This window comes from Nesiotobacter zosterae (assembly GCF_033843645.1).
In the GTDB taxonomy this organism is placed as follows: domain Bacteria; phylum Pseudomonadota; class Alphaproteobacteria; order Rhizobiales; family Stappiaceae; genus Pseudovibrio; species Pseudovibrio zosterae.
Genome location: NZ_JAWXVZ010000003.1, coordinates 222925 through 249483 on the forward strand (window position 1 = coordinate 222925; position 26559 = coordinate 249483).

27 protein-coding genes and 1 riboswitch are annotated in these 26559 nt (G+C 57.6%); of the genes, 16 read left to right on the forward strand and 11 right to left on the reverse strand.

What is annotated here, in order from left to right:
- Positions 1-145 precede the first annotated feature (145 nt).
- The 7 genes from Q3Y58_RS05730 (at position 146) to Q3Y58_RS05760 (ending at position 7183) form a co-directional block, all read left to right on the forward strand.
- Positions 146-787 carry a thioredoxin domain-containing protein gene (locus Q3Y58_RS05730; RefSeq protein ID WP_319621430.1) on the forward strand — a complete coding sequence of 214 codons (642 nt, stop codon included), beginning with the start codon at positions 146-148 and terminating at the stop codon, positions 785-787.
- Positions 788-862: 75 nt separating this feature from the next.
- Positions 863-4321 carry a chromosome segregation SMC family protein gene (locus Q3Y58_RS05735; protein ID WP_319621431.1) on the forward strand — a complete coding sequence of 1153 codons (3459 nt, stop codon included), beginning with the start codon at positions 863-865 and terminating at the stop codon, positions 4319-4321.
- 195 nt (positions 4322-4516) lie between these two features.
- The gene (locus Q3Y58_RS05740; protein WP_274219416.1) at positions 4517-4897 is read left to right on the forward strand and encodes an AtpZ/AtpI family protein; all 381 of its coding nucleotides are present in this window, start codon (positions 4517-4519) and stop codon (positions 4895-4897) included.
- Between the two features lie 48 nt (positions 4898-4945).
- The gene (locus tag Q3Y58_RS05745) at positions 4946-5713 is read left to right on the forward strand and encodes a F0F1 ATP synthase subunit A (protein WP_274219415.1); all 768 of its coding nucleotides are present in this window, start codon (positions 4946-4948) and stop codon (positions 5711-5713) included.
- A gap of 83 nt (positions 5714-5796) precedes the next feature.
- A complete protein-coding gene (locus tag Q3Y58_RS05750) occupies positions 5797-6024 on the forward strand; it encodes a F0F1 ATP synthase subunit C (RefSeq protein WP_008549639.1) in 228 nt (75 codons plus the stop codon).
- 102 nt (positions 6025-6126) lie between these two features.
- The gene (locus Q3Y58_RS05755) at positions 6127-6684 is read left to right on the forward strand and encodes a F0F1 ATP synthase subunit B (RefSeq protein ID WP_274219414.1); all 558 of its coding nucleotides are present in this window, start codon (positions 6127-6129) and stop codon (positions 6682-6684) included.
- Positions 6685-6697: 13 nt separating this feature from the next.
- The gene (locus Q3Y58_RS05760; protein ID WP_274219413.1) at positions 6698-7183 is read left to right on the forward strand and encodes a F0F1 ATP synthase subunit B family protein; all 486 of its coding nucleotides are present in this window, start codon (positions 6698-6700) and stop codon (positions 7181-7183) included.
- A gap of 59 nt (positions 7184-7242) precedes the next feature.
- Here the strand turns inward: Q3Y58_RS05760 and Q3Y58_RS05765 are convergent, their stop codons facing one another.
- Both Q3Y58_RS05765 and Q3Y58_RS05770 read right to left on the reverse strand, forming a co-directional pair.
- Positions 7243-7887, reverse strand: a complete 645-nt coding sequence (locus Q3Y58_RS05765; RefSeq protein ID WP_319621435.1) for a ribonuclease HII — start codon at positions 7885-7887, stop codon at positions 7243-7245.
- 60 nt (positions 7888-7947) lie between these two features.
- Positions 7948-9072, reverse strand: coding sequence for a PA0069 family radical SAM protein (locus Q3Y58_RS05770; RefSeq protein WP_319621436.1), 1125 nt, complete (start codon positions 9070-9072; stop codon positions 7948-7950).
- Between the two features lie 118 nt (positions 9073-9190).
- Between Q3Y58_RS05770 and Q3Y58_RS05775 the strand changes: the two genes are divergently transcribed.
- From Q3Y58_RS05775 to Q3Y58_RS05795, 5 genes are all read left to right on the forward strand, one after another.
- A complete protein-coding gene (locus Q3Y58_RS05775; RefSeq protein WP_319621437.1) occupies positions 9191-9769 on the forward strand; it encodes a glycosyltransferase in 579 nt (192 codons plus the stop codon).
- Positions 9770-9895: 126 nt separating this feature from the next.
- Entirely contained in the window at positions 9896-10549 is a 654-nt protein-coding gene (locus Q3Y58_RS05780) for a ceramidase domain-containing protein (protein WP_319621439.1), read from the forward strand.
- A gap of 111 nt (positions 10550-10660) precedes the next feature.
- Positions 10661-12961: an NADP-dependent malic enzyme gene (locus Q3Y58_RS05785; protein WP_319621441.1), complete on the forward strand. Its 2301-nt coding sequence runs from the start codon at positions 10661-10663 to the stop codon at positions 12959-12961.
- A gap of 188 nt (positions 12962-13149) precedes the next feature.
- A riboswitch (Lysine riboswitch) is annotated at positions 13150-13348 on the forward strand.
- A gap of 91 nt (positions 13349-13439) precedes the next feature.
- Positions 13440-15029, forward strand: coding sequence for a Na+/H+ antiporter NhaC family protein (locus tag Q3Y58_RS05790; protein ID WP_319621443.1), 1590 nt, complete (start codon positions 13440-13442; stop codon positions 15027-15029).
- Between the two features lie 168 nt (positions 15030-15197).
- Positions 15198-15680 carry an Mpo1 family 2-hydroxy fatty acid dioxygenase gene (locus Q3Y58_RS05795; protein WP_274219406.1) on the forward strand — a complete coding sequence of 161 codons (483 nt, stop codon included), beginning with the start codon at positions 15198-15200 and terminating at the stop codon, positions 15678-15680.
- 48 nt (positions 15681-15728) lie between these two features.
- Here the strand turns inward: Q3Y58_RS05795 and Q3Y58_RS05800 are convergent, their stop codons facing one another.
- Positions 15729-15911, reverse strand: a complete 183-nt coding sequence (locus Q3Y58_RS05800; protein WP_319621444.1) for a hypothetical protein — start codon at positions 15909-15911, stop codon at positions 15729-15731.
- Positions 15912-16010: 99 nt separating this feature from the next.
- Here Q3Y58_RS05800 and Q3Y58_RS05805 point away from each other — a divergent pair, with 99 nt between their 5' ends.
- Entirely contained in the window at positions 16011-16922 is a 912-nt protein-coding gene (locus Q3Y58_RS05805; protein WP_319621445.1) for a LysR substrate-binding domain-containing protein, read from the forward strand.
- 76 nt (positions 16923-16998) lie between these two features.
- Here Q3Y58_RS05805 and glyS read toward each other — a convergent pair whose 3' ends face one another.
- Entirely contained in the window at positions 16999-19236 is a 2238-nt protein-coding gene (gene glyS, locus Q3Y58_RS05810) for a glycine--tRNA ligase subunit beta (RefSeq protein WP_319621446.1), read from the reverse strand.
- 316 nt (positions 19237-19552) lie between these two features.
- Between glyS and Q3Y58_RS05815 the strand changes: the two genes are divergently transcribed.
- Entirely contained in the window at positions 19553-19954 is a 402-nt protein-coding gene (locus Q3Y58_RS05815) for a DUF1353 domain-containing protein (protein ID WP_274219402.1), read from the forward strand.
- A gap of 100 nt (positions 19955-20054) precedes the next feature.
- Complete coding sequence (locus Q3Y58_RS05820) at positions 20055-20498, forward strand: GNAT family N-acetyltransferase (RefSeq protein WP_319621447.1); 444 nt, start codon at positions 20055-20057, stop codon at positions 20496-20498.
- Here the strand turns inward: Q3Y58_RS05820 and Q3Y58_RS05825 are convergent.
- The 6 genes from Q3Y58_RS05825 to Q3Y58_RS05850 all read right to left on the reverse strand — a co-directional run bounded on the left by Q3Y58_RS05825 (position 20495) and on the right by Q3Y58_RS05850 (position 25223).
- Positions 20495-21265, reverse strand: a complete 771-nt coding sequence (locus Q3Y58_RS05825) for a hypothetical protein (protein ID WP_319621448.1) — start codon at positions 21263-21265, stop codon at positions 20495-20497. The two genes, Q3Y58_RS05820 and Q3Y58_RS05825, sit on opposite strands and share 4 nt — an antisense overlap.
- 114 nt (positions 21266-21379) lie before the next feature.
- A complete protein-coding gene (locus Q3Y58_RS05830; RefSeq protein ID WP_319621449.1) occupies positions 21380-21877 on the reverse strand; it encodes an arsenate reductase ArsC in 498 nt (165 codons plus the stop codon).
- A gap of 203 nt (positions 21878-22080) precedes the next feature.
- On the reverse strand, positions 22081-23298 hold the full coding sequence (locus tag Q3Y58_RS05835; protein WP_319621450.1) for an MFS transporter: 1218 nt from the start codon (positions 23296-23298) through the stop codon (positions 22081-22083).
- A 105-nt stretch (positions 23299-23403) separates the two neighbouring features.
- Positions 23404-24456, reverse strand: a complete 1053-nt coding sequence (locus Q3Y58_RS05840; RefSeq protein ID WP_319621452.1) for a permease — start codon at positions 24454-24456, stop codon at positions 23404-23406.
- Positions 24449-24760, reverse strand: coding sequence for an ArsR/SmtB family transcription factor (locus Q3Y58_RS05845; protein WP_274219396.1), 312 nt, complete (start codon positions 24758-24760; stop codon positions 24449-24451). The genes Q3Y58_RS05840 and Q3Y58_RS05845 overlap by 8 nt, the downstream gene beginning before the upstream one ends.
- Positions 24761-24872: 112 nt before the next feature.
- Positions 24873-25223, reverse strand: a complete 351-nt coding sequence (locus Q3Y58_RS05850; RefSeq protein WP_274219395.1) for a winged helix-turn-helix transcriptional regulator — start codon at positions 25221-25223, stop codon at positions 24873-24875.
- A gap of 111 nt (positions 25224-25334) precedes the next feature.
- Here Q3Y58_RS05850 and Q3Y58_RS05855 point away from each other — a divergent pair, with 111 nt between their 5' ends.
- Complete coding sequence (locus Q3Y58_RS05855) at positions 25335-25889, forward strand: NAD(P)H-dependent oxidoreductase (protein WP_319621453.1); 555 nt, start codon at positions 25335-25337, stop codon at positions 25887-25889.
- A gap of 39 nt (positions 25890-25928) precedes the next feature.
- On the opposite strand, the gene Q3Y58_RS05860 is transcribed toward Q3Y58_RS05855, so the two are convergent.
- Positions 25929-26522, reverse strand: coding sequence for a hypothetical protein (locus tag Q3Y58_RS05860; RefSeq protein ID WP_319621454.1), 594 nt, complete (start codon positions 26520-26522; stop codon positions 25929-25931).
- Between the last annotated feature and the right edge of the window lie 37 nt (positions 26523-26559).

Sequence of the window (26559 nt, forward strand, 5' to 3'; positions counted from 1 at the left end):
CAGATGTTCACGGCACCGTGAACATCTGTGAGTGGAACGCACTGTTCACTGGCGAGATGTGAACACAATTGAACGGTCTGGTTGACCAGAACCGGGCATGCTGCCATTCATATCTACCGAGTTTAACGGATACAGGACCGACAAAGTGACACTGACCAGAAGAAGTTTCTTGGAGCGCACCGCCATTGCTACTGTGGCTGGTGCGGCTTTCCTCGCCGCAGGGCCGGTTGCATGGGCTCAGTCTGTGAACGAAGACGATCTGATGACACCAGGCCCGCTGGGAGACAAGGCCATTGGTCGGGAAGATGCGCCTGTCACTGTCATCGAGTATGCATCGCTCACCTGTAGCCACTGCGCCACCTTCCATCGCGAGACCTACAAGGCCTTCAAGGAAAAGTACATCGACACCGGCAAGGCGCGTCTGATCTTCCGCGAGTTCCCGCTGGATACTGTCGCCGCAGCAGGCGCAATGCTTGCGCGCTGCTCTGCTGACGACAAGTATTTTGATGTTGTTTCTCTGATGTTTGAGCAGCAGCGCAACTGGGCTTTCACCGACAACCCGTATAACGCCCTGTTGAATATGGGCAAGCAGATTGGCTTTACCGAAGATGAGGTGAAAGCTTGCTTGACGAATCAGGAAATTCTGGACGGAGTGACCGCAAGTCGGGATCACGCAAGCAAGGCGCTTGATGTAAGGTCAACACCGACATTCTTTATCAATGGCGAAAAAGTGAGCGGGGCGCTCTCAATTGAAGAAATCAGCGAGTACGTGGACAAACACCTTTGATGTGTTTGCCGGCACGACGTGTCGGCTCCATGGCTTTGCATATGCTGATTTCCACCTGAAACAAAGGCGCGGGGCATGAAGTTTGAACGGCTCCGCGTTCTTGGGTTCAAATCCTTCGTTGAACCCATGGAATTTGTCATTCAAGACGGGCTCACCGGTGTGGTCGGGCCAAATGGATGTGGCAAGTCCAACCTTGTAGAAGCGCTGCGCTGGGTGATGGGAGAAAACTCCTACAAGAACATGCGCGCCTCCGGCATGGACGATGTCATCTTTTCCGGCAGTCTCAATCGTCCCGCCCGAAACACTGCTGAAGTCACACTGTTTCTGGACAACTCACTCCGTCTGGCCCCCACGGGGTACAATGACGCCGACAAGCTCGAAGTAACCCGCCGTATCGAGCGCGAAGCTGGCTCGGTCTACAAGATCAATGGCAAGGACGCCCGTGCCCGAGACGTGCAGCTGCTGTTTGCAGATGCGTCCACCGGTGCGCGTTCGCCAGCCATGGTGCGACAGGGGCAAATCGGCGAACTGATCTCTGCCAAGCCCACCTCGCGCCGCAAGATCCTTGAGGAAGCAGCAGGCATTTCCGGTTTGCATAGCCGCAGGCATGAGGCGGAAATCCGCCTGCGTGCCGCTGAGGGGAACTTGGAGCGCCTTGAAGACGTGTTGGTGCAGATTGAAGCCCAGCTCGAGGGCCTGAAGCGCCAGGCCCGCCAAGCAAGCCGCTACCGAAATCTGTCTTGGGACATTCGCCGCACTGAGGCCACCATTCTTTATTTGCGTTGGAAGGATGCCAGCGCCGCGCTTCAGGAAGCTCAGGCCCAATACGCCGAAGCCGAGTTCGCTCTCACCGACATTGCAGGCCTTCAGGCGCGCACGGCCAAGGATCAGGCGATCGCGGCGCATGAGGTGCCCAAGCTGCGTGATGCGGCTGCTGAAGTTGGTGCTGCACTCCAGCGCATTGTCATTGCCAAGAACCAGCTGGATGCGGAGGATCGCCGGGTGCGGGAGCGCCTGACCGACCTCAATGAGCGTATCCGCCAGCTGGATCAGGACATAGAGCGCGAAGAGCAGCTCACCTCGGAAAACGCCGAGCGACTGGAAGCGCTGGAAGAAGAAGAGCAGCTGCTGACGGAAGAAAATGAGAGCGTGGAAGAGCGCGCCATGGTCGCTCAGGAGCGCGCAGAGGAGGCGCAGCGCACCGTTTCCGCTCTGGAAGCTGATCATGCGGAGAAGACCCGGGACCATGCCGGTCTCATGGCCAAGCGCCAGCAACTCCTTCGCTCTATCGAAGATGGCAAAGGGCGGCTCACCCGTCAGTCTGAGCAAATGTCCCAGCTCAAGGCTACCCTCGACGCAATTTCTGAAGAGCTTTCCATGGCAACGGAAGTGGCTGAGCAGCGGGAAGCCTTGGAAATGGCTCAAGAAGAACTCACCGAGGCGGAAGAAGTTGCCGCTGATCTGGAAGAGGCTCTTCAAGAAGCCCGAGAGCGGGAAGCCGCGCTGCGACAGCCGCTCTCTGATGCACGCGGGGATGTCACGCGTCTGGAAACGGAGAGCCGAACCCTGGAAAAAATCCTCGCCAGCACCATCTCTGGCGACTGGACACCCGCCGTTGACGAGCTGAAAGTTGCCAGGGGCTTGGAAAAGGCCTTGGGGGCGGCCTTGGGGGAAGATCTTGAGGTGCCGCTCGACGAACAGGCTCCAGCCCACTGGGGCGGCGCAGATCGTGACTTTGATGATCCGGCCTTGCCAGAAGGCAGTGAGCCGCTCGTTCAATACGTGGAGGCACCGCAAAAGCTGATCCGGCGTCTCGACCAGATCGGTCTGGTGGAAGCTGCCGAAGGCCCTGGTCTCGCCAGAAAACTGAAGGTGGGGCAGCGTCTGGTTTCCCGAGAGGGAGATCTTTGGCGCTGGGATGGTCTTCGCGTTGCCGCGGAGGCACCAACGCCTGCCGCACAGCGGCTCGCCCAAAAGAACCGGCTTCAAGAGCTTGCCGGCGAGATTGAAGCCGCGCAAGAACGGGTGATGGAAGTTCAGGCGCAGGCCGATCAAGCCGCGCAGGCCGTCAAGCACCTGTCCGGGCAGGAGCAGGGAGCCAAGCAGAAGGTGAGGGAGGCCCAGTCCTCTGTCACCCGTGCCCGCGATGCCGTGACACAGGCCGAACGGGCGCATTCTCAGCTTACCGTTAAAAAAGAAGGGTTGGAGGAGCAGGTCGCGCGCGCTGAAGAGGCTTTGGAAGAGCTGCGCGCAGATCTTGAGGAAGCCCAGATGCAGTTGGAAGAGCTGCCAGCGCTTGATGAGCTTTCCGAGGAACTTCAGGGCCTTGCCGAGCAGCTGTCAGAAGCGCGCAGTGTGCTGTCCAGTGCGCGCGCCAGCGTTGAAAGTACTCGCCGCGAGAGCGAGCTTCGCAAAAGCCGTCTCGTTTCCATTCTGCGGGAACGGCAAAGCTGGATGCAGCGGGCACAAGGCGCCGACAAGCAAATTGAAACCCTCCGCCAGCGCCGCTCCGAGAATGAGGAAGAGCGCCAAACATTGCTGGAGCGTCCTGAGGAGATTGAGGAAAAGCGTGTAGAGCTGACCCGTGAACTGGCGAAGTTGGAAGAGCGCAAACGCGCTGCCGATGACGCTCTGGTGGAAGCTGAAAAGGCGCTAGCCGAAGCCGACCGGAAGGCCAAGGAGGCCATGGAAGGCCTGTCAGGTGCGCGTGAGCGGAAGATTCGCGCCGAAGAGCGCCTTGAAGCTGCACGCCTGCGCAAGAAAGAGACCGAGACTCGGGTCGACGAGGCGCTGGAGGTTTCCATCGCGGAGCTGCCGGAAGTTGCCGGTTTGAAAGAAGGAGCACCGCTACCCGATGCCGCAGCCACCGAAAAAAGGTTGGAGCGGCTTAAGGGAGAACGCGAACGGCTTGGCGGCGTTAACCTTCGGGCAGAAGAAGAAATGCGCGAAGTTCAGGAGCGCCGCGACACTTTGGTTGTGGAGCGTGACGACCTCATCGAGGCGATAAAACGCCTCAGAGGCGGCATTTCCAACCTCAATCGCGAGGCCCGAGAGCGCCTTTTGCAGGCTTTTGAAGTGGTAAACAACCACTTCCAACGTCTGTTTTCACACTTGTTTGGGGGTGGTACGGCAGAACTGAAGCTGGTTGATTCTGAGGATCCGTTGGACGCCGGTTTGGAGATCTTTGCCCGCCCTCCCGGCAAGAAGCCACAGACAATGACGCTCTTGTCAGGTGGAGAGCAGGCACTCACGGCGATGGCGATGATTTTCGCAGTTTTCCTCACGAATCCAGCCCCTATCTGTGTGCTGGATGAGGTCGATGCACCGCTTGATGATGCCAATGTGGAACGCTACTGCGCCCTGCTTGAGACAATGGTTCAAGATACTGAAACGCGCTTTGTGGTGATCACCCACAACCCGATCACGATGGCCCGGATGGACAGGCTCTTCGGCGTTACGATGGCAGAGCGCGGGGTCTCACAACTTGTTTCAGTAGATCTACAGACAGCGGAAAGCTTTCGCGAATTTGACTGAGTCTGAGTAAAACAACGTAAAACTCGGAGGATGCCGTAAGCATTCTCTGTTAATTCTCCCAAATTTTCTAAATATTTCAATCGGTTAATGTATACCTGATGTATCTTGACACGGGAGTGCCTGCCAACTATGGTTCCGGCGACTTCAAGGAGTCGGTGGTTTTTCTGCTGCACATAATAAGGGGTTATTCGTGTGATGGCTTCAGACGACCCAGAGCAGACCAAGAAAAATCCAGCTGCTTCTGACAGTCACCTGACTGAGCGACTAGAGCAACTCGGGAAAACGCTGGAACAGCATCAAGAGACCGAAACGTCGAAAGACGCCAAGGCTCAGGATACATCCGGTGCACTGTCCGGGGTAACTCAGGCTTTGAAGCTGTCGTCAGAGTTTGTCGCCGGCGTACTTGTGGGTGCGGGGATAGGCTGGATGGCTGATACTTGGCTCGGTACCAAGCCTTGGGGGCTGATTGTGTTCCTGATGCTTGGCTTCGGTGCGGGGATTTTGAACCTGCTTCGGGCTCTCGGCAGAGTTGCTGAGCCGGAGCGGAGAATGAATTCTCACAAGAAGCAGGACTAATCCGAACAGCGCTTGCGCTAAATTTGGGCACTTCAGGGGATAAAACCTGTGGCTGGAACATCAAGCAACGGAATTGATCCGATCCATCAGTTTCATATCAATAAGATTTTTGATTTGAACATTGCTGGAATGGACTTCTCCTTTACCAACGCCACCTTGTTCATGGTTGTGACCGTTGCTGTGGCAACACTCTTCTTGGTCCTTTCAACCAACGGACGAGGCCTGGTGCCAAGCCGCATGCAGCTCATGGCCGAAATGTCCTATGAGTTTGTTGCAGCAACCCTACGCGGTTCCGCCGGCAACGAGGGAATGCGGTTCTTCCCTCTGGTATTCACCCTCTTCATGTTCGTCTTCACGGCAAACATGCTCGGGATGATTCCATTCTTCTTCACAGTAACCAGTCAGATCATCGTGACCTTCGCTCTGGCGATGCTCGTCATTCTGACGGTGACAATCTACGGTTTCTTCAAGCATGGCACTGGCTTCCTGAAGCTCTTCGTGCCAAGCGGTGTACCGGCCTATGTTGTGCCGCTCGTGACCGCGATTGAAGTGATCTCTTTCTTGTCTCGTCCAGTCAGCCTTTCTGTTCGTCTGTTTGCGAACATGCTGGCCGGTCACATCACACTGAAGGTGTTTGCAGGCTTCGTAGTCATGCTCACCGGTGCAGGTGCCATCGGCATCGGCGCTGCAGTGCTGCCTCTGTTGCTCACGGTTGCCATCACGGCGCTTGAGTTCCTGGTAGCCTTCCTTCAGGCCTACGTCTTTACCGTTCTTACCTGTATGTATCTGGCAGATGCGCTCCACCCGAGCCACTAACAGAGCCTGCAGTTCCCGGGTTGTCTAACCCAAAATCAAACGTCACAGACGACGAAATTTGCTAGTTTTTAGGAGCACGTGTCATGGAAGCAGAAGCTGCAAAATATATCGGTGCTGGTATCGCTTGCCTCGGAATGGGCGGCGCAGCTCTCGGCCTCGGCAACATCTTCGGTAACTTTCTTGCTGGCGCACTGCGCAACCCGTCCGCAGCTGACGGTCAGTTCGGTCGCCTCATCCTCGGCTTTGCTGTGACAGAAGCACTCGGCATCTTCTCGCTTCTGGTCGCTCTTCTTCTGCTCTTCGCTGTATAAGCGACAGACTTTAGATCCAGACGTGTTACCGTTTCGGCGATGCTCTCATGAGCATCGCCGTATTCAAGGTAAACCGTCTACCGAGCGTTTACGGAGAAGGTGATGTCGAATACCCAGGGCGAACACACTACTGGAACCTTGGTTGCTACTGAGGCGCATGGGGGCGGATCCAATTTCCCTCCTTTCGACAGTACGACCTATCCCTCTCAGCTGTTGTGGTTGGCGATTACTTTTGGCGTGTTCTATTGGATCATGTCCAAGGTCGTTCTTCCACGGATCGGCGGCATCCTTGAAGACCGTCGTGATCGTATTGCTGGTGATATGGCAGAAGCGGGCCGCTTGAAGCAGGAAACCGACGATGCAATCGCAAGCTACGAGAAGGCTCTGGCGGATGCGCGCAAAAAGGCCAACACCATGGCCAATGACGCGCGTGAAAAGCTGAAAGCGGAAACCGAAGCAGCTCGTGCAGCTGCCGAAGCAAAGCTTGCAGCTCAGCTCGCTGAATCAGAGCAGAGCATCTCCAAGATCAAGGCTGATAGCCTCGCTCAGGTTGGGGATATTGCTGCTGACACGACGGGCGAACTCGTTAAAGCGCTGATCGGCGGTCGGGCACCTGCGAAAGCAACCGTGTCTAAGGCCGTTGAAAAAGTAATGAACTAAGGAGAACGAAGGTATGTTTAACGATACCATTTGGGCATTCGTCGGCCTCATTCTCTTTTTTGCATTGCTGCAGTGGCTGAAAGTTCCGTCCAAGATCGGCGGCGCGCTGGACAAGCAGGCTGACAACATCAAGACCGAACTTGATGAGGCCCGCAAGCTTCGTGAGGAAGCTCAGTCTATCCTGGCTGAGTATCAGCGCAAGCGCACTGAAGCCGAAGCAGAAGCCGAGCAAATCGTTGCTGATGCCAAGCTTGAAGCAGAGCGTATGGCTGCTGAAGCGAACGAAGCACTGGAAGAGATGATTGCACGCCGCACAAAAGCGGCTGAAGCAAAGATTGGTCAGGCGGAAGCCAACGCAATCGCTGAAGTCAAGGCACGTGCAGCGGAAGTCGCTGCTGCTGCTGCTGAAGAAATCGTCACATCCAGCCTCAGCGATGCGGACACAAAGAGCAAAGTTGTGTCTGAGAGCATCAAGCAGATTTCTGCCCGCTTGAACTAAGCGGTCATTAAGCTGACAAGAGTTTTGAAGAAGGCTCCAGCGCTAGCGCGGAGCCTTTTTTATTTCATGTCCTTGATCGGCCGGAACGAACGGCGGTGATGGACACTCGGGCCCAGCTTCAGGAGCGCTTCCTGATGGTCCTTCGTGCCGTAGCCCTTGTGCTTGGCAAAGCCATATCCCTGACAGCAGGCATCAAGCTTCACCATCAAGCGGTCGCGGGTTACCTTCGCCACAATGGAGGCTGCCGAGATCGCCAGACAGCGGCCATCCCCCTTCACCAGTGCCTGTGCCTCAACCGTTACCCCTGATGGGACATCCCGGCCATCGAAGAATGCCTTGACGGGCATGATGGGCAGGGCACGGATGCAGAGGGCCATCCCGGCAAGGGTCGCCCCACGGATGTTAAGTCGGTCGATTGTCTTTGGGGACTGAACGCAGACGCTTACCTGCGCCTTTTCCATGATTTCGCTGTAGAGCGCTTCACGCTTTGCTTCACTCAGCTTCTTGGAGTCATTAAGGCCCACGGGCAAATTGTCATAGTCAAGCACCGCAGCGGCAATCACCACCGGCCCGGCCCATGGCCCGCGGCCTGCTTCGTCCACCCCTGCGAAAGGGCCACCAAGCTCATTGCGTAGGGAATGTTCCCACTGGGCGTCAGGAGCCTCGGGAAATGCACTGTCAAATAGGGTCTGTGTATACGCCATATCGCATTTGTTACCTGAACGGATTAAGGGATCAAGAGGAACTGTACCGTCCAGACGGTTTTAGAACAGGGAAAGCTGCACACTGCCTTTTTCAGGCCCTATGAAATGCTCGGTTGAGAGTTTAGGCCCGCGGCTTGTAAGCCCCAAGCGCTTGCAGGTCAGTTGAAAGCGTTTGGAGAGCTGAGCAGCGTAGGGGCCGGCACCGCGCATGCGCCGGTTCCACTCTGCATCGTAGTCTTTGCCGCCGCGCATGGAGCGCATCAGAGACAACACATGGCGATAGCGGCCCGGTGCTTCGCGCAGCAGCCAGTCCTTGAAAAGCTCGCTCACTTCCCTTGGCATGCGCAGCAAAATATAGCCCGCCGCCGCCGCGCCCATTTCCTTGCAGTTTGCCAGTATCGCTTCAAGTTCATGGTCGGTCAGGCCGGGGATCACCGGCGCGATCAAAACACCCGTTGGCACGCCTGCCTCAGCAAGCTCTCGTATGGCCTTGTAGCGGTTGGCCGGTGTCGATGCCCGCGGCTCCATGGAGCGCGCCAGCTTCCTGTCTTCGGTGGTGATGGAAAGCCGAACGGAAACGAGATTCCGTTCAGCCATGCGGCAAAGAATATCCTTGTCCCTCAAGACCAGCGCCGATTTGGTAACGATGGTCACAGGATGTCCGGTGCGTTCAAGAACTTCCAGAATGCCGCGCATGATCTTCAGATTGCGCTCGACAGGCTGATACGGGTCGGTGTTCGTCCCAATCGCGATCGGTTTCGGCTGGTAGGAGGGCTTGGAGAGTTCCCGTTCCAAAACGTCAGCCGCATTACCCTTGGAGTAGAGGCGCGTTTCGAAATCCACCCCCGGTGACAAGCCGATATAGGCGTGAGAAGGACGGGCAAAACAATAGGTGCAGCCGTGTTCGCAGCCCCGATAGGGATTGATGGAACGGTCAAAAGGCAAGTCAGGAGAGGTGTTTCGGGTGATCACCGTGCGGGTCACCTCGTTTTGACATTCGGTTTTTATGGGCGGCAGATCCTCCAGAAGTCCCCAACCGTCATCCTCAAGTTCACGCTGCTCTTTTTCAAAACGCGCTGCCGGGTTCGTCGCCGCGCCGCGGCCGCTGACCAGATTCGCAGGAAAATGACCCGCGTCCTCGGCGTTTAGCTCGTTACTATCAAAGGCTTGAACCGATTTGCCCATTGCTGAAGCACCTTTATGAGAACATAAGAGGAACATCTACCATTCTTCAATAAAATTCAAGACGGTTCTTTTCAGCGCAGTTGAGCCGGTCTAAAACTCCAGCATGCTCAGTGTGATCATGACAACCCACAACAGCGAGCAATGTCTCGTACATACGTTGTCTTCCCTCGTGCCCGCCGCTGCTGAAGGCGTCTTGCGCGAGGTAATTGTAGTTGATCGCGGTTCCACAGATGCCACTCACGAGATAGCCGACGCCTCCGGCGCGCTATGGGTTTCGTGCGCTGAGGGAAATGTGCCCACGGTGGAACTTGCCTTGGAACACGCAAGACGCGGGGAGTGGTTCTTGTTCCTGCGGCCGGATGTCATTCTTGAACAGGGATGGCAGAACGAAGCCATGGCGTTTATTGAACGCGCCCAGCGGTCCAGCGCGGATACCCAGCTTGCAGTGCTGCGCTACAAGAGTGATGACTTCGGCTTCAAGGTGCGCCTCAAGGAAACGCTTGTGAATTTTTCCTCTCAAGTCCTCGGCATCACCCATCCATGTCAGGGACTTCTGGCCTCAAGATCTGCACTGCTGCGCAATTCCAACCGCACGGCCAAAATCAGCGCGCCCACTCCAGCGCAGATCCTGCGCAAGCTGCGGCAGGGTCGCCCCACCACCTTGCGCGCCGCAGCCATTCGCATCGCCTCACAATAAGTTCCTCTCCGCAATTGGCGTAAGGCCGCGCGTTTTTGTGGGCTCAAACTGCGTCCATGGTTGCATCCTGTGCCAGATCACATACCTAATAGTGCGTAGGTAGGACGCAGGCATTGGGGGGAATGCATGGACCTTTTGCGACAGGTAGACGCGTATTGCGAGCGGATGGGCTTTGAGTTCTGGGCCGAACCGATAAACGCGGTCACCAACCTTGCTTTCATAGTTGCAGCTCTATTGGCTTTCGCGGTCTGGACAAGGCAGGAGAACAAGGACGCTGGCTCCTTCATCCTCATTGCCTTGATTGCCATTATCGGCACAGGCTCTTTCCTGTTTCATACCTATGCCACCATCTGGGCCATGCTCCTGGATGTAATCCCCATCATGTTCTTCATGCTGGCCTACTTCTATCTGGCGACGCGGCACTATCTGCACTCAGGCATTTTGCAAAGCATCGTCGCCACTCTCGGTTTTCTTGGTGTGTTGCTCGGAGCACCGCAGTTCATAGAACCCTATCTCGGTTCTTCTGGCGGCTATGTGCCCGCGCTCCTCGCCATGTGGGGCTTTGCCGCCATCCTCATGCGCAAGGATCCTGAAACAGCCAAATCACTGGCACTTGCGGGCGCTGTCTTTACGGTCTCTCTGACATTCCGAACATTGGACGAACCGGTATGCGCGCAAATCAGCTTCGGAACACATTTCTTGTGGCATATCTTCAATGCGATCGTTTTGTATGTACTCACGCGCGCCTTTATCCGCTTTAAGCAGAGGAAAAATGCGTAAGGTGAATTGCGTGATGCTGTGTCCCGCTTAAAACCAGAGGGCACGCTCCATTCTGTGAACTCCTGCGCACTCTGTCTGTTCGTACCACACGCCAACACAAGAAGACCTGAAATGACCGACCCGAAGAAACCCGCAACACGCGATCTGGACGAAAACGCCCTCTACTATCACCAGTTCCCACGTCCGGGTAAGTTGGAAATTCAGGCCATCAAGCCGCTCGGAAACCAGCGCGACTTGGCGCTGGCCTATTCACCGGGTGTGGCTGCCCCTTGCCTTGAAATCGCAAAGAACCCGGAAAAGGCCGCGGACTACACGGGGCGCGGTAATCTGGTTGCGGTCATTTCCAACGGCACCGCCGTTCTCGGGCTTGGGGCCATCGGCCCGCTGGCATCGAAACCGGTGATGGAAGGCAAGGCCGTTCTCTTCAAGAAATTTGCAGGCGTTGATGTGTTCGACATTGAGGTGGACGAGCGCGACGTTGAGCGGTTTGTGGACGCGGTCACAGCACTGGAGCCCACCTTCGGCGGCATCAACCTTGAGGACATCAAGGCCCCTGAATGCTTTATGATCGAGAACAAGCTTCGCGAGCGCATGAGCATTCCTGTGTTCCATGACGACCAGCACGGGACGGCCATCATTGTGGCGGCGGCGGTCCGCAACGGTTTGGAGCTGGCTGGCAAACGGGTGGAAGATGCCAAGATCGTTGCCTCAGGGGCGGGCGCCGCAGCGCTCGCCTGTCTCAACCTCTTGGTTTCATTGGGCGCCAAGCGTGAAAACATCTGGGTGACGGATATTGAAGGCGTTGTCTATGAGGGCCGCGAAAGCCTCATGGATGAGTGGAAATCGGTTTTCGCCCAGAAGACTGACAAGCGCACGCTGGATGATGTGATCGGCGAGGCCGATGTTTTCATGGGCCTGTCGGCAGCAGGCGTTTTGAAGCCGGAGATGGTGGCCAAAATGGCTGCCAAGCCGCTCATTCTGGCGCTTGCCAACCCGAACCCGGAAATCATGCCGGAGGACGCGCTTGCGGTGCGCGATGACGTGGTCATGTGTACCGGCCGTTCTGACTATCCGAACCAGGTCAACAACGTGCTCTGCTTCCCCTACATGTTCCGCGGGGCGTTGGATGTGGGCGCAACCACCATCAACGAGGAAATGAAGCTGGCAGCGGTTGAGGCGATTGCAGGCCTTGCCCGCGAAGAACCCACAGACGTGGTTGCCAAGGCCTATGGCGGCGTCACGCACACCTTCGGCCCCAACTACCTCATTCCGTCGCCTTTTGATAACCGTCTGATCCTTCGTATCGCGCCAGCAGTTGCCAAAGCCGCCATGGACTCCGGCGTTGCCACCCGTCCCATTGAAGACTTCGACGCCTACATGGACAAGCTGAACCGCTTCGTGTTCCGCTCTGGTCTGGTGATGAAACCGATCATCCAGCAGGCCAAAATGGACAAGAAGCGCGTCATCTATTCAGATGGCGAAGACGAGCGCGTGCTGCGCGCCGCGCAGGTGGTGATTGAAGAGGGGCTGGCAACACCTATTCTCATCGGGCGTCCGAACGTATTGAAGACCCGCTGCGAGCGCTTCGGCCTCAAGATCCGCCCGGGTGTCGATTTTGAGTGCATCAACCCGGAAGATGATCCGCGTTACCGCGAGTATGTCGACACCTTGTTCTCGCTGGTTGGCCGCCTGGGCGTAACGCCGGAAGCCGCTCGCACCATGGTACGCACCAACAACACGGTCATCGCGGCCATTGCCGTTCACCGCGGCGAGGCAGATGCCATGATCACCGGCCTTGAAGGTCGGTTCGACAAGCACCTGCGCGACATCTCAAACATCTTGGGTCGAAAGGAAGGGGTGGCGGACTTCTCCACCTTGTCGCTGCTGATCAACAGCAAGGGGGCGTTCTTCCTTGCTGATACCTACGTCTCCGAATGCCCGTGTGCCGAGGAGATCAAGCAGATCACCAAGGCCGCCGCACAGCAGATCCAGCGGTTCGGCATCACGCCGCGCGCCGCCCTTCTGTCTCACTCCAACTTCGGCTCTCGTGACACGGTTACTGCGCGCAAGATGCGCGATGCCTTGGAGATGCTTTGGAAGGAATGTCCGGATCTGGAAGTGGACGGCGAAATGCATGGTGACGCAGCTCTGCGTGAAGAGGTGCTGAAGCGCTACATGCCACACTCCCGCCTGTCCGGTCCGGCCAACCTGCTGGTGTTCCCAACGCTGGATGCTTCCAACATTGCGCTGAACCTGATCAAGGCGATGACGGATGCGTTGCATGTGGGGCCAATCTTGCTTGGCACTGCCAAGCCAGCCCACATCATCACCCCGTCCATCACCTCTCGCGGCATTGTCAACATGACAGCCCTTTCAGCCGTGGATGCCCAGCCCCATCCCGATGAAGACTAGGGGCGCAGCCGTTTGTCACAGGCAGGCGGCAAACTGGCAGCGTCTTTGGCGTTGACCCTGCGAAGCATGGCGGTTTGCGGGCGGCATCATCACGGTTTCTTGTGTTTTTGCCGCCATCTACGTGCAATCAAGTATTGATCCGGGGGGTGCTCCCCGGCCATTAATGGGTTGTTCTCTTTTAAAAATCGAGAGCAAGTAGAGGAGCGTCGTGCAATCAGTACGCTGGTCGAGGGCTGACCCCCGAAAACCCCAGCGGAAAGGTGCCGATGCCGAAGGATTTGAGGCGTCATCCTCAGGTCCTGGGGCTGCATCAAACAGGTGCAGCACTGCCATAGGAATTCCCGCAGCATGCGGGGGCAACAATGACTATGGAGCGCTACTGAGATAAGAAGAGCTGCCGCGTTCAGGCAGGTGTTTTTATGAGGCCGCTGCGCCTTCTTCAGAAGCCTCCATCGTTTAGACATAAGAAGTAAAAACGATGGCGTTGATGAGCTATGCCGACTCGGCACTCTCCATTTTTCCACCGCTCGTTGCGATCACTCTGGCGATTGTGACCCGCAAAGTTCTGATCTCCCTGGGACTTGGCATTCTCATGGGCATCTTGATGCTCACCAACTTCTCATTGAGCGGCACCTTTTTCGAAGTCATCGACCGCGCCACAGGGCTTGTCTGGGATGGCTCGGGGCTTGCCCTCTGGAACATCTATACGGTCAGCTTCCTGCTGTGCATGGGCGCGCTGATGGCGCTCATCTCCGTCAGCGGCGGCACCCGCGCTTTGGCTCAGTGGGCACACCAGCGCATCGCCAGCGCCCGCGATGCCAAGCTCATGACCATCTTCTTGGGGCTGATCGTCTTCATCGACGACTATTTCAACGCGCTGCTGGTGGGCAATGTGGCGCGTCCGGTGACCGATCACTATAAGATCTCCCGTGAGAAACTGGCTTACTGCATCGATTCCACTTCCGCTCCGATTTGCGTCATCTCGCCAATCTCCACGTGGGGGGCTTACATCATGTCCCTTCTGGCGGGCATTCTTGTGGCCAACGAGGTGGTCGAATACAGCGCACTGTCCGCTTTCGTCTCCATGATCCCGCTGAACTATTATGCGCTTGTGTCCTTTGGCCTGTTGCTGTGCGTTGCTGTCATGCGCCTCGATATTGGTCCCATGGCCTCCGCCGAATACCGGGCCCAAAAGGGCAAGCTCTGGGATCCGGCCAAGGGGCTTCCTCCAGGCGAAGATGTAGGTCTGCCAGAAGCTGAAACCGGCAAGGTGTTCAACTTCGTTGGGCCGCTCCTTTTGCTCGTGGCGCTCGTTATCGGCTTGATGATGTATTCGGGGGCCTCCGGTCTTGCGGCCAACGGCGAAGCGTTCACGCTCATTGGCGCGCTTGAAAATGCCGATGGCGCATGGGCCATGGCTGCCTCAGGCATTGTCACGGTCGCGTTCACCGTGGCGCTTCTGATGGTGCAGGGCGTACCAACCGCACACATCGGGCAGGCGTTCGTAAAGGGCCTGCAGTCCATGCTGCCAGCGGTCTACATTTTGCTCATGGCTTGGACCATCGCAGGCGTCATTGGCGATCTTGAAACCGGCAAGTATCTGGCCAGTCTCGCCAGTGGCAACCTGCCGTCCGCTTTCGTTCCGGTGCTGGCGTTTCTCATTGCCGCTGCTGCCGCGTTTTCCACGGGCACCAGCTACGGCACCTTCGCCATCATGCTGCCCATCGCGGCCAACATGGCCTTCCATCTGGATGCCGAGCTGCTCATGCCAGCCATGGCTGCGGTTTTGGCGGGCGGTGTGTTTGGTGACCATTGCTCACCCATCTCCGACACCACCATCCTGTCTTCCACGGGGTCTGGCTGTCACCACATCGACCACGTGGCCACCCAGCTGCCTTATGCGCTGCTTGCAGCTCTGGTCAGCATGGCCAGCTATTTCACCGTTGGCCTCACCGGGTCATTGCTGGCCGGGCTGGGCGTCGCACTGGTCGGTCTGGTGCTCGTGGTGCTTGTTTTGCGTCGGCTCGCCAGCACCAGCACCCAAGGCAGCGAGAAGCTTGCGCACTAATTCAAAGCAATAAACCTTCCAGAAAAACAAACAGCGGCCTCGGTTTCGGGGCCGCTGTATTCATGTCGGGCACTGGCCTTTCGCAGTTCTAACTCCCCCGAAGGCCGCAGTTGTTTCCGCCGTCACCCTGCGGCACCTTAAGACCTCCATGTAAACTGGGAGGGAAACATGGGAGTTTCAGATACCAGCCGGCGGCGCATCGACCGCCTGCTTGCCGAATATGGCGACAGTCATCAGAACGGCCACAACAAGCTCATTCACTGGATTTGCGTTCCGGTCATCGTTTGGACGGTCACAGCGCTGCTGTGGAGCCTGCCGGTGCCCGCAGTGTTTCAGGGTGTGCCATATCTCAATTGGTGCACCATCGTGCTTGGCCTTGCCGTGCTGTATTATCTAACGCTGTCCGTCACCTTGGCCGTTGGCATGGCAGCCATTGCGGCGCTGTGCCTCTGGATCAACGCCAGCTACAGCTTCAGCCTGCCGCTATGGCAAACGGCTCTGATCGTCTTTGTTGTGGCTTGGGTTGGCCAGTTCATCGGCCACAAGATCGAAGGCAAAAAGCCATCCTTTTTCAAGGATGTGCAGTTCCTTTTGATTGGTCCTGCATGGCTCTTGCACTTCCTCTACAGGAAGGTTGGCATTCCGTACTAAGGATGTCGTCGAGTGCGCCGGTGGAGGAATGGGAACCGGCGCACTCGCTCACGACCCGATGTTGCGCGGATCGATGTAAACGTCATCCAGCTGGTGGCGCGTCATCTGACGCAGCTGCGGATGCGAAAGTGGGTTGTCGCAGTAGCCTGCCCGCTGGGCTGGCTTCGACTTCTGCGAGACGGCCCGATTGCCGCCAAGGGCCTGCGAGAGTGTCTTGAACAATTTTGTCATTGGGGGTCTCATTTATTTTTGTTTGTAATGGCATCAATATGAGAACACAATTAAGCTCGCGCCATCTCTGATTTCTGAACACCACTTTAGCGGCGCTATATGCGAAACCTCAATCAAGTCAGTTTGTCGGGCCTCAGGGCAGTCGAAGCCGTCGGCCGTTTAGGTAGCCTTAAGGCGGCCGCCGAAGAAATGGGCGTCACCAGCGGTGCCATAAGCCAGCTAATTCACCGAACGGAAGAGCAGCTCGGCCGCACCATCTTCACGCGCAAACCGGGCGGTGGGCTCGTGCTCACAGACAGCGGAGCCCTCATCTGCGAGGGGCTTACCGCTGGCATGCATCGCCTTTCAGAGGCCATTGCACTGGCAGATCGGGACCGGGAGGAAACGCTCACCATTTCCGCTGCACCCGTCTTTACGGAAAAATGGCTGGTTAAGCGCCTCAATGATTTCGTCACGCAGCATCCGGAAATCCGCCTGCGTGTTGAAGCGAGCGAAAAGATCGTCGATCTCAACACCTCTGATGTAGATGTGGGCATTCGCGTCACCAAGAAGGTTGAGGGCGATGTGACAGCGGACAAGCTTTGCAATCACTATATCTTTCCCGTCTGCAGCCCATCCCTTGCCGAGCAGCTCAAGGATCCTTCTGATCTGGCGCGTATGCCCATTGTCAGAGACATGCACTCCCAGTTCACGTGGGACACATGGCTGGAGCCGTTGGGCCTCAAGTCCTCCATCATCTCTCAGGGCACAGCTTATTCCAACTCATCCCTGTGTCTGGAGGCGGTCATTGGCGGGCAGGGGGTGTTCCTGGGGTGGGACACGCTGGCGGCAGATGCGCTCCATTCAGGCCTCTTGGTGGCGCCGTTCCGCCACCGCGTTCCAACGGGTATCGCCTATTGGTTCGTCACCCGTCACGGAGCGCTGCGAAACAAGAGCGTGTTGCAGTTCCACAAGTGGCTCAAGCACAAGCTCAGCAGCGACGTGGAGCTGCAAGAAGCCTTGCCACGCTAACCGTGTACCCAAAAGAAAAGGCCCGCAGCGAACAAACGCGCGGGCCTTTCTGTCATCTTGGTGGTGTGGATCAGGCTCAGCCGGAGATCTTGGAGAAGTCGGCAACCTGATGCATGGCACTGCGGATCTGCGAGAGAATGCGCAGGCGGTTCTGGCGCACCTCTGCGTCCTCCGCGTTCACGTGAATGTCTACAAAGAACGCATCCACCGGGCCGCGCAGCTTGGCCAATGCGGCCATCGCCCCAGAATAGTCTTCTGCTGCAACCAGCGGCGCAACTTCCTTGATGGCGGTGTTGATTGCACCTGTCAGTTCAATTTCAGCCTTCTCGGAAAGAAGCGCGTCAGATGGGTCGCCCTCTACAGGCGCGCCGTCCTTCTTTTCTTCCGCACGCAGAATGTTTGCTGCCCGCTTGTAGCCTGCAAGCAGGTTCACACCATCTTCAGAGCCCAGCAGCTCACCCAGTGCTTCCGTGCGCTTCACGATCAGCGCCACGTCGTCCTGATCGCCCAGGGCAAACACCGCATCAATCAGGTCATGGCGAACGCCCTTGTCCTTTAGAACCACCTTCAGGCGGTCCGCGAAGAAGCCGAGCAGATCATCAATCAAGCCGCTTTCCAGCGGGGTTTCAGGCACCTTGTCGGAGATCTTGTCGAGCACCGTGTCAGCAGCCTTGGAAACCAGAGCGAAGATGTCCTTTACAACACTTTCGCCCGCTTCGCCCTTGCCAATGAATGGCAGGTCCTTCAGGGCGCCTTCACCGCGTGCAGCTGCAACATCAGCAAGGTTCCGGCGCAGGCTCTGCACCAGCACGTCGCGCAGTGGCAGGCGCAGGTCATTGTCCAGCACAAGACGGATCACACCGAGCGCGGCACGGCGCAGGGCGTAAGGGTCTTTGGAGCCGGTCGGCTTTTCGTCAATGGCCCAGAAGCCGGTGAGGATGTCGATCTTGTCCGCCAGTGCCACAGCAATTGAAACCGGGCCGGTCGGCACGTCATCCGCAGCACCTGCTGGCTTGTAGTGGTCCTCGATTGCCTGAGAAACAGCGGCATCTTCGCCCTGTGCTTCGGCGTAATAACGGCCCATCAAACCCTGCAACTCAGGGAACTCGTAGACCATTGCAGAAACAAGGTCAGCCTTTGCCAGCTTTGCCGCGCGGCGCGCCTTGTCCACGTCCGCACCAACAAGCGGTGCGATTTCAGCGGAAAGGCGTTCCAGACGCTGGGTGCGCGCTGCAACGGTGCCAAGCTTCTCGTGGAACACGATGTCTTCCAGCTTGGTCAGGTTGCTTTCCAGCTTGGTCTTCAGGTCTGTATCCCAGAAGAACTTGGCGTCAGACAAGCGTGCCCGCACCACCTTCTCGTTACCAGCAATGATCTTCTTGCCGCCATCGCTGGCTTCAATGTTGGTGGTCAGCGCAAACTTGTTGGAAAGCTTGCCGCTCTTGGGATCGCGAAGCACGAAATTCTTCTGGTTCACCTTGATGGTCAGCTGAACCGCTTCATCTGGAATTTCAAGGAAGTCTTCCTCAAAGGAACCGATGAGCACCGAAGGCCACTCGTTCAGGCCCGCCACTTCTTCCAGAAGGCCCGCATCTTCAACCAGCTCAAGGCCAAGCGCGGTCGCAGCGTTCTTGGCATCGTGCAGGATCATGTCCTTGCGCCGTTCCGTATCCAGCACCACCTTGTGAGCTTCCAGCTTGCTCTGGTAGTCCTCAAGACGGCGCACTTCAAACGCCTCAGGTGCCATGAAACGGTGGCCCTTGGTCATGTTGCCAGACTTGATGCCATCCACCTCGAAGGGGATCACTTCAGGCTCTTCCGTTTCCGGTCCAAAGGTACACACGATGGAATGCAGCGGGCGCACCCACTTCAGGCTGCCTGTACCCCAGCGCTGAGACTTCGGCCATGGGAAGTTGCGGATGATGCCCGGCATCACGTCCGCCACGATGTCGGTGGTGTCGCGGCCCGGCTTTTCAATCACGGCAACGTAGAACTCACCCTTTTTCGGGTCGCTCTGCACCTGCGCCTCTTCAATGGAGGCAAGGCCCGCACCACGCAGGAACCCTTCAAGTGCCTTTTCCGGTGCGCCCACACGTGGACCCTTGCGCTCTTCGCGCGTTGCCTGAGAGCCGGTAGGCAAACCCGCCACCTGCAGGGCCAGACGGCGCGGCGTCACAAACGCCTTGGCACCTTCATAGGTCAGGCCAGCATCAACAAGAGCGTTGGTCACCAGTGATTTCAGGTCTTCAGCGGCACGTCGCTGCATACGGGCAGGGATTTCCTCGCTGAAGAGTTCGAGGAGAAGATCGGGCATCGGAAAATTACGCCTTTAACTGATCGTCAAATTGCAAAACACGTTGGGCTAGTGCCTAGCAACGAATGAGAGAAAAGTCACCCCTTTGCAGTGTTTTACCGGTGAGATTCACGAGGGCAGCCGCCTGTCGTGAGCTATCACCCACAGCGAACAGCTGAACAGCTGGATATCTGGCGGATATTGGGGCCTGATCGGTGCTTGCGGCACCGCAAATTCTCGGAACAACAACACTTTAAACGGGCATCTTGTTCATCATGCAGCTATTCTTGAGCGAGTCATTTCTGCTTTGGTGCCGAGCAAAGGGGATGCCCAGCCCATGTCCAGTTTCACAGATCCACTTGATATCCGTGTTCTGCAACGCGAGAAGGATGGCGCGGGCATGTATCAGCTGCTCTGCTCTTTCCGGTATTATCTGGGCAGCGAGGATGGACCGCGGTATGTGCTGGTGCCCATGGGGTTCGAGACGGATTTGGCCTCCGTGCCACGCCCGTTCCGTTGGCTCATTTCTCCAGGTGGCCTTCATGCCAAAGCTGCGGTGGTTCATGATTATCTCTACGAATTTGGCGTGATCCGAGGGCCAAACGGCCCCGAAAAGCCCACGCGCAAGCAGGCCGATGACATCTTTCTGGAAGCCATGGAGGTTCTGAAGGTGCCCTACATCCGCCGCCATGCCATGTACAGGGCAGTGCGCATGTTCGGCGGCCCGCTGTTCGACTAGCGCGGTTCGCCCATTCCGCACAGCTTTCAGGTTTGGCGAGATTGCAAGCGCGCTTCATTTCCAGCAGCATACCTGTCGCAGTAACCAGAAAGGGAACAGTGTGCCTGAAATAGTGCGCGCCACACCAGAAGATGCGGAAGGCTTGAGGGCCTGCGTCCTTGCAGCCTATGCCCGGTATCTCGGCATCGTGGATGATTTGCCGCCGGTTGCCGATGGGCTGGCAGAAGACATTGCAGAGCGCCTTGTCTGGGTCGTCCGGCACGAAGGCAACATCATGGCGGGCATTGTTGCCGGGCAACATGAAGGCGTGGTGCATATTGCCAATCTGGCGGTCAGGCCGGAAGCGGCGGGGCAGGGGCTTGCACGCGCACTCGTGGCTACGGTCGAGGCGCATGCAGCGCAGCTCGGCGCGGACAGCATCGATTTGACGACCCATCGTTTGATGCCAGACAACGTGGCCATTTACGAGCGTCTGGGCTGGCAGGTCACGGGGTCGGAAGGCAACCGCATTTTCATGAGCAAGCCTGTCAAGCAGGCTCTTTAGCCACCAAACAGGATCGCATCATAGACCACAAACCGGTCTTGCCCGAGTTGGACAATGGTTTCATCGCCTTCGCGGGTGGCTTGCCGCACTTCCTCTGCGTTCATGGGGTTGAAGTCATCGGCGCGGGTGAAGTTGCCTTTCTCAAAATACAAGCCGCGCGTGGTCAGGTCGGGCTTGGTCACCACAATTGTTGCTGAACCTTCGCCGCGGCGGATCACCCCGAAGGAGCATCTGTTGACGTCCGGTACAGTCGCAATGGCACACCTCAGCTCACCGCGTGCATGAAACAGGGTGTTGGGGATCAGCGCATCAGTGGCACCGGGCCCTTGCGCGCTCACGCCTTCTGATCTCACGGCCACGTCAATGGCATAGTTCGCCTCTTCATCCCGACGGGCAGCACTGCGCATCATGTAGACGCGGATGGTGTAGTCGCCGCCCTCGGCCAAGAGCCCTCTGTATCTTTCGCCGCTGGTGGAGCCGATGAACGTGGCCGCGTCGCTTTCGCTGGGCGGTATCACGTTGAAGTAACTGGCAGCACTGTCACTTTTCATGGTGACGGTGAGGATTTGCCCGCCTTCAACACCAATCAGGTAATCCTTGATCTCCGCGCCCTTTATGGTGCCTCGGATTTCCGCCCCAAACGCCCCTTGCTGAAAAGAGATGCGTTCCTCATTCACGCTTCGGTCTTGGGCGTTGGCAAGGTGGGGAATGCTGCTCGCAATGAAGGCCGCACCGAGCAGGCAGAGTGAGAAGATTGGTCTGTACATAGAGCCTCGCAAAGCTGTTCCGTTGCACGCCCACCTGCCCCTTGAAGGGCAATGGCGCGCTCCTCCGCCAATCAGGTTTGTAACTAGCGCCTTCCAGTTCCGTGGCCAGAGGCCTTACTGCGTCTCGCCAATTTCTTGCAGCTGATTGCGCAGGGTCATCTCGTCAAGAGAGGCAATTGGCAAGCTCAGGAACAAGGAAATGCGGTTGTTCAGCATCCGATAGGCTTCGCTGAAGGCAAGGCGCTTTTCCGCCTCCGTTCCCTCAACGATTTTCGGGTCTGGCACCCCCCAGTGAATGCTCATGGGCGCACCGGGCCAAATGGGGCAGGTTTCACCGGCAGCTGCATCGCATACGGTGAAAACGAAATCCATCTTCGGCGCGTCCGGCTTGGCGAACTCATCCCAGCTTTTGGGGCGCAGGCCGCCAGTGGGCAGGTCAAGCTTGTCGAGCAACTCAATCGCCATGGGGTGTGCTTGCTCCATGGGGTGCGAACCCGCCGAGAAAGCATGGAACCACCCGCGCCCTCCTGTGTTGAGAATGACCTCCGCCATCAAGGAGCGGGCGGCATTGCCGGTACATAGAAAGAGCACGTTGTATTCTGGATGACTCATTGGAGTGTCTCCGGTCAGCCCGTTTGCCAGCGCACCGGCTTGGGCTTTTCTGCGGTTTCTTGTTGTTTTTCAATTCGCAGGGTCTGGCAAGCGCGTTCCCTCAGGGTGACGCAGAGGTACTTGCCCGCCAGTTTCGGAGGTGATCATATGCCAATTTGGGGCGAAGGCACCAGCACTGTTCGTCATCTGCCCTTGCCAGAGCCTTAACTTGGCTGTGTAGTTGGTTTCCCAATGGTGCCCGCGCCCCGCTGGGAAGCGCGATAGGCTGCGGTGTAAAGCACAAGGCCAGCAAGGCCGGAAACCACCAGAGCGGACAGCATCAGGTCATAACCGCCTGCTCCCCAAAGGAGCGAGCCAAGGTAGGGTGCTGAGGCTGAGCCGATCAGATACGGCATGGCCAGCGCGCCTGACTTGGAGCCAATATTTTTCCCGCCCAGAATGGCCCGCGTGGTCAGCGGTCTCGTAATGCTAGTGGTGCCATAAGCGCCACCAAACAGAAGCACAAATCCGACCAAAAGCCATGGCGCACCAGCGGAGATCAGCAACAGCACAATCGCCGCGCACATGAACAAGAACGCCCCGCTCACCACCGCATTCAACGAAAGGTGCCGCTCAAACATCATGATGATGATCCGCCCAGCCACCTGCATGGGCCCAATCAGCGAAGCGATCAGAATTGCAAACTCGGCGGAGACGCCCTTGCTGTCCAGGATCGGCAGCAGGTGGTGCAAGGTTGCCCCGTGCAGCACCGCGCCCAACGAAAAGCCGATGGCCAGAAACCAGAAGACAGAGCCTTTCAGGAAGTCATAGGTGCCCGTCGCCGCTTCCTGCGCGTGCGCCTCGACTTCTTCCATGCCTTCTGCCTCCAGCATGCGCGCCCCCAGCCACAACAGCGGCGCGACAACGAAGATGACCAGCCCCGCAGCAAACAGCACGGCGTTTTCCCAGCCATAGGTCTCGGAAATGGCATACATCACCGGAAAACAAAGGGTGCTGGCAAAACCTGCAGCCAGCGTAATGGAGATGATGCCCTTCTTGGCGTTCATGCCCCGTGCCCGGTTCAAAATGGCGAAGCAGGGCTCGTAGAGGCAGCCCGCCATGGCAACGCCCATCACCGCCCACGCCCCATAGAACTGCCAAAGGGTGGTCACCTGCGCCAGCGCAATCAGGCCCATGCCACCCAGCACCGCAGACCCGCCCATCATCTGGGTGCCATAGCCCCGGTCGATCACGCGGCCAGCCAGCGGAGAGAACACCGCGGAAATCAGGACTGCCAGCGTGATGGCGCCGGTCAGGTCCGCCTTGCTCCAGCCAAAGGCGTGCTCCCAGCGCAAGATCAACGCCGGAAAAGTGTAGTAGAGCCCGGCCCAGCCAAGGGTCTGGCCAATGGCGAGCAAGATGATCGCTCGGTCTTTCAGCATGGGGAGTTGTCTTGTCGTTTTCATGAGATCAGCACAGCAAGGGGCACGCCGCTCTTTGGGGGAGCGGAAACAAGCCTTTTGGTTTTTGTGAAGAGAAAATGCCGGTCAGGAGACCGGCATCATCATTTGGAAAAGGATCCCGGAGAGGATGGCACCAAACACGCCAAGGCCGAGATAAACGCCGAAAACATGCGGCTTGACCAGCGACCAGACCGCCGCCATGGCCGGGATGGAGCTCACGGCACCTGCCACCAGAAAGGCCAGCGCGGCCCCCGCACTCATGCCCTGTTCCATCAGGCCCGCCAGCAGCGCCGGGGCCACATAGCTGTTCAGGTAGGCCGGCATGCCCACAAGTGCAGCCGTGGCAATGGGCACAATGCCATCTCCGCCCACAACGCTGGCAATCATCTGGGCCGGAACGTAGGTCACCAGCATGGCTTCCAGCGCATAGGCCAGCGCCAACCACTTCAACAGGAACCAGCCGTTGCTGGCAAACTCAGAGCGGAACACAGTGCGGCGGCTTTCTTCACCCCAGAACGCCCATGCCGGACGTCCATCAAAGGGGGAGGGGCCACAGCCACAGCTTGATGTAGACGCCTTGCGCAAGGGGGCAGCAAACGCGCCGTGCTTCATCAGGGCCTTCACGGCAAACCCGCCGAACAGCCCCAGCGCCACAGCAGACACAGCCTTGGCAATGGCAAACGGCCAGCCCAGTGCCGCCGCCGTAATCAAAAGCGTCGGTGGGTCAATCAGCGGTGATGACAGCCAAAACGCCATGACGGCAGAGAGCGGCGCGCCGAGGGCAAGAAGGCCCGCGATAAAAGGGATCACTTCGCAAGAGCAGAACGGGGCCAGCCCGCCAAAGGCGGCCGCCAGCAGGATCATGCGTGTTTCGTGTCCCTTGAAGGCACTGGCAATCATCGCCTCAGCACCTGCTGCCTTCAGATAGGCAATCAGCAGCACGGCAAAAACGATAAAGGGCAGGGTGTTGAGAAGGGCGTTGGCCGCAAACAGGGCGGTCTCGCCCAGTCGCGCCGGGTCCAGCAGCGCAACGCCCGCGAAGATGAGCACAATCACCGTGATGGGCGACTGCAACACCTTGAGGCGTGCGGTCCAATGTGGGCGCGCTGGCGTGCAGCAGCTTGTTGCTTCAGTCATCATTCACCGCCTTGGGCCGCACATCCGCACAGCATTCGCTCAAGATGAAGTTCGCAAGCCGGTTCAGATGGTCAAAAGCTGCCGTGTTGATAACAGAGCGTCCCGCCTTCTGCTGCGAAATCAACCCCGCGTCCCCCATCGTCTTCAGGTGATGCGCAAGGGTCGACGGTGCGATGCCCGTCTTCTCCTGAATTTCGCTCACGGTCATGCCACGGTCACCTGCACGCACGAGCGCGCGCAGCACTTGAAGCCGCGCTTCCGATCCCATGGCGGCAAAGCCTGCTGCTGCTTGATCCCATTCCATGCTGGCTCCTTACGATTCGATAAAACTAGTTTTATAGTTTTATTTGGTCAAACGCAAGCGCGACTTGAGCTTTGCGCGGGCGCGCGGCTCACAGTAGCGGTTAGGCGTGAGTTCAGGCGGCTTCTTGTTCTTTCATGGTCTCTTCAGACCAGCGCCGCAACTCATCTAGGAAAGCCAAGGTGGTGCGGCCATACTCGGTGATCTCATAGGTCACGGCGATTGGACGCTCGCACTGGACCTCGCGTTTGACGAGCCCGTGGGCTTCAAGATCCTTCAGGCATTTGTCGATCATGGTTTTGGTGGCCCCGCCCAAGATGCGGCAGAGTTCGTTGAAGCGCACTGGACCGTCCTTCAAATGCCAGAGCAGCGACGCGCGCCACTTTCCCCCAATCACCCGCATGGCCTTCTCGATCGGGCAAGGCTCAAGGCAAACCGCCATATGTCCGTCTTCGCTGTTGTGCATAAGCTGCCTTTCGCTAGGTGGTACAAAAAAATGTACTGGTTTACAGTATGTACCACCGATGATACCCCAGTGCCAACACCTTACGCAACCCACTTGAAGGACGAGGTAGCAATGCAAAAAGCACTGATCATTCTGGGCACTGAAACCAAGGCTTTTTCTGGCGGTCAGTTTAACCGTGGCCTGTTTGATATGGCCGTGGAAATGCTCTCTACCAAGTATGAAGTAACCACCACGATCATCGAGGAAGGCTACGACGTCGATGAGGAAATCGCCAAGTTCAAGGCGGCGGATGTGGTCATCTATCAGTACCCGATCTATTGGTTCATGCCGCCATCTGCCATGAAGCTGTATCTGGACGAAGTCTACCGGTTTGGCGACTTCTTCGGCTTCACCGATGGTCCATACGGCTCAGGTGGCATGATGCAGGGCAAGAAACTGATGCTCTCCACCACTTGGAATTCACCAAAGGAGAACTTTGGTGATGAAGAGGGCTTCTACCGCGGCAAGAGCATGGAAGACATGCTTCTTCCAATCATCAAGTCCCACGAATACTGCGGGTTTGAGGTGCTGCCGTTGTTCTCCAGCCATGACGTCGTAAAGAACGCAGACTATGCGAGCGATGCTGCCCGCTACGCAGAGCACTTGAAGAAGACGTTCGATCTGTGATCCTGCGATCAAACCAGCGGCGGCCATTGGCCGCCGTTTTTACTCCGGCAGCGCGATCATCAAATGGTCGCTCATGGGCGTTGCCAATACGGAGAACTGCTCGATGGGAGCGCACAGACGACCGCTCTCCTGAATGGCTTCAAGGCTTGCTTTCCAGCGCACAGCGCCAGTGGCAACCGGAAACATCATGCGCGACAGCATGGTGCCGACACCATCGTGAAACGTTAGAAAGCCAGCGCTAGGGCCCGAAGGCACCAGCCGGGTCGCCAACAGCAGCTTGCGGTCTTCGTCATGAATAGCCGTCTCCAGCAAGCCCGGTGGCACGGCGCAGACGCTGGAAATGCCCTCAGCCGTCACAGCATCATTCACTGCAACCAGTTTGGGCGCTCCATTTCCTGCAAGCGCCTCAAACTTGGCCAGATCGAGGGCGGGGTCACGCGGCCATACCGCCCAAACAGTAATCACCGCTACGGAGAAAGTCAGCGCGTAGTCGTTGAAGATGCGATAGGTGGGAGAAGGATGCAGCTTTGCCAGTGGGATCCAGATCACGCCGCACACAGCGTAAAAAATCGCTGCGATGGCCGCTGCTGGCAAGAACCAGGGCGCGCCATACCACACCCCTCCAAAAAGCATGAGTAATACAAAAAAGAAGGCGGGAAACACCTTCCTC

Coding starts and splice junctions, on each gene's coding strand:
- Q3Y58_RS05805 (WP_319621445.1), top strand. CDS start 16,011: ATGCGAAACCTCAATCAAGTCAGTTTGTCGGGCCTCAGGGCAGTCGAA.
- Q3Y58_RS05790 (WP_319621443.1), top strand. CDS start 13,440: ATGGCGTTGATGAGCTATGCCGACTCGGCACTCTCCATTTTTCCACCG.
- Q3Y58_RS05755 (WP_274219414.1), top strand. CDS start 6,127: ATGTCGAATACCCAGGGCGAACACACTACTGGAACCTTGGTTGCTACT.
- Q3Y58_RS05850 (WP_274219395.1), bottom strand. CDS start 25,223: ATGCACAACAGCGAAGACGGACATATGGCGGTTTGCCTTGAGCCTTGC.
- Q3Y58_RS05760 (WP_274219413.1), top strand. CDS start 6,698: ATGTTTAACGATACCATTTGGGCATTCGTCGGCCTCATTCTCTTTTTT.
- Q3Y58_RS05775 (WP_319621437.1), top strand. CDS start 9,191: ATGACAACCCACAACAGCGAGCAATGTCTCGTACATACGTTGTCTTCC.
- Q3Y58_RS05855 (WP_319621453.1), top strand. CDS start 25,335: ATGCAAAAAGCACTGATCATTCTGGGCACTGAAACCAAGGCTTTTTCT.
- Q3Y58_RS05830 (WP_319621449.1), bottom strand. CDS start 21,877: ATGAGTCATCCAGAATACAACGTGCTCTTTCTATGTACCGGCAATGCC.
- Q3Y58_RS05780 (WP_319621439.1), top strand. CDS start 9,896: ATGGACCTTTTGCGACAGGTAGACGCGTATTGCGAGCGGATGGGCTTT.
- Q3Y58_RS05845 (WP_274219396.1), bottom strand. CDS start 24,760: ATGGAATGGGATCAAGCAGCAGCAGGCTTTGCCGCCATGGGATCGGAA.
- Q3Y58_RS05825 (WP_319621448.1), bottom strand. CDS start 21,265: ATGTACAGACCAATCTTCTCACTCTGCCTGCTCGGTGCGGCCTTCATT.
- Q3Y58_RS05785 (WP_319621441.1), top strand. CDS start 10,661: ATGACCGACCCGAAGAAACCCGCAACACGCGATCTGGACGAAAACGCC.
- Q3Y58_RS05800 (WP_319621444.1), bottom strand. CDS start 15,911: ATGACAAAATTGTTCAAGACACTCTCGCAGGCCCTTGGCGGCAATCGG.
- Q3Y58_RS05835 (WP_319621450.1), bottom strand. CDS start 23,298: ATGCTGAAAGACCGAGCGATCATCTTGCTCGCCATTGGCCAGACCCTT.
- Q3Y58_RS05815 (WP_274219402.1), top strand. CDS start 19,553: ATGTCCAGTTTCACAGATCCACTTGATATCCGTGTTCTGCAACGCGAG.
- Q3Y58_RS05735 (WP_319621431.1), top strand. CDS start 863: ATGAAGTTTGAACGGCTCCGCGTTCTTGGGTTCAAATCCTTCGTTGAA.
- Q3Y58_RS05795 (WP_274219406.1), top strand. CDS start 15,198: ATGGGAGTTTCAGATACCAGCCGGCGGCGCATCGACCGCCTGCTTGCC.
- Q3Y58_RS05750 (WP_008549639.1), top strand. CDS start 5,797: ATGGAAGCAGAAGCTGCAAAATATATCGGTGCTGGTATCGCTTGCCTC.
- Q3Y58_RS05765 (WP_319621435.1), bottom strand. CDS start 7,887: ATGGCGTATACACAGACCCTATTTGACAGTGCATTTCCCGAGGCTCCT.
- Q3Y58_RS05840 (WP_319621452.1), bottom strand. CDS start 24,456: ATGACTGAAGCAACAAGCTGCTGCACGCCAGCGCGCCCACATTGGACC.
- Q3Y58_RS05860 (WP_319621454.1), bottom strand. CDS start 26,522: ATGCTTTTTGGAGGGGTGTGGTATGGCGCGCCCTGGTTCTTGCCAGCA.
- Q3Y58_RS05740 (WP_274219416.1), top strand. CDS start 4,517: ATGGCTTCAGACGACCCAGAGCAGACCAAGAAAAATCCAGCTGCTTCT.
- Q3Y58_RS05770 (WP_319621436.1), bottom strand. CDS start 9,072: ATGGGCAAATCGGTTCAAGCCTTTGATAGTAACGAGCTAAACGCCGAG.
- glyS (WP_319621446.1), bottom strand. CDS start 19,236: ATGCCCGATCTTCTCCTCGAACTCTTCAGCGAGGAAATCCCTGCCCGT.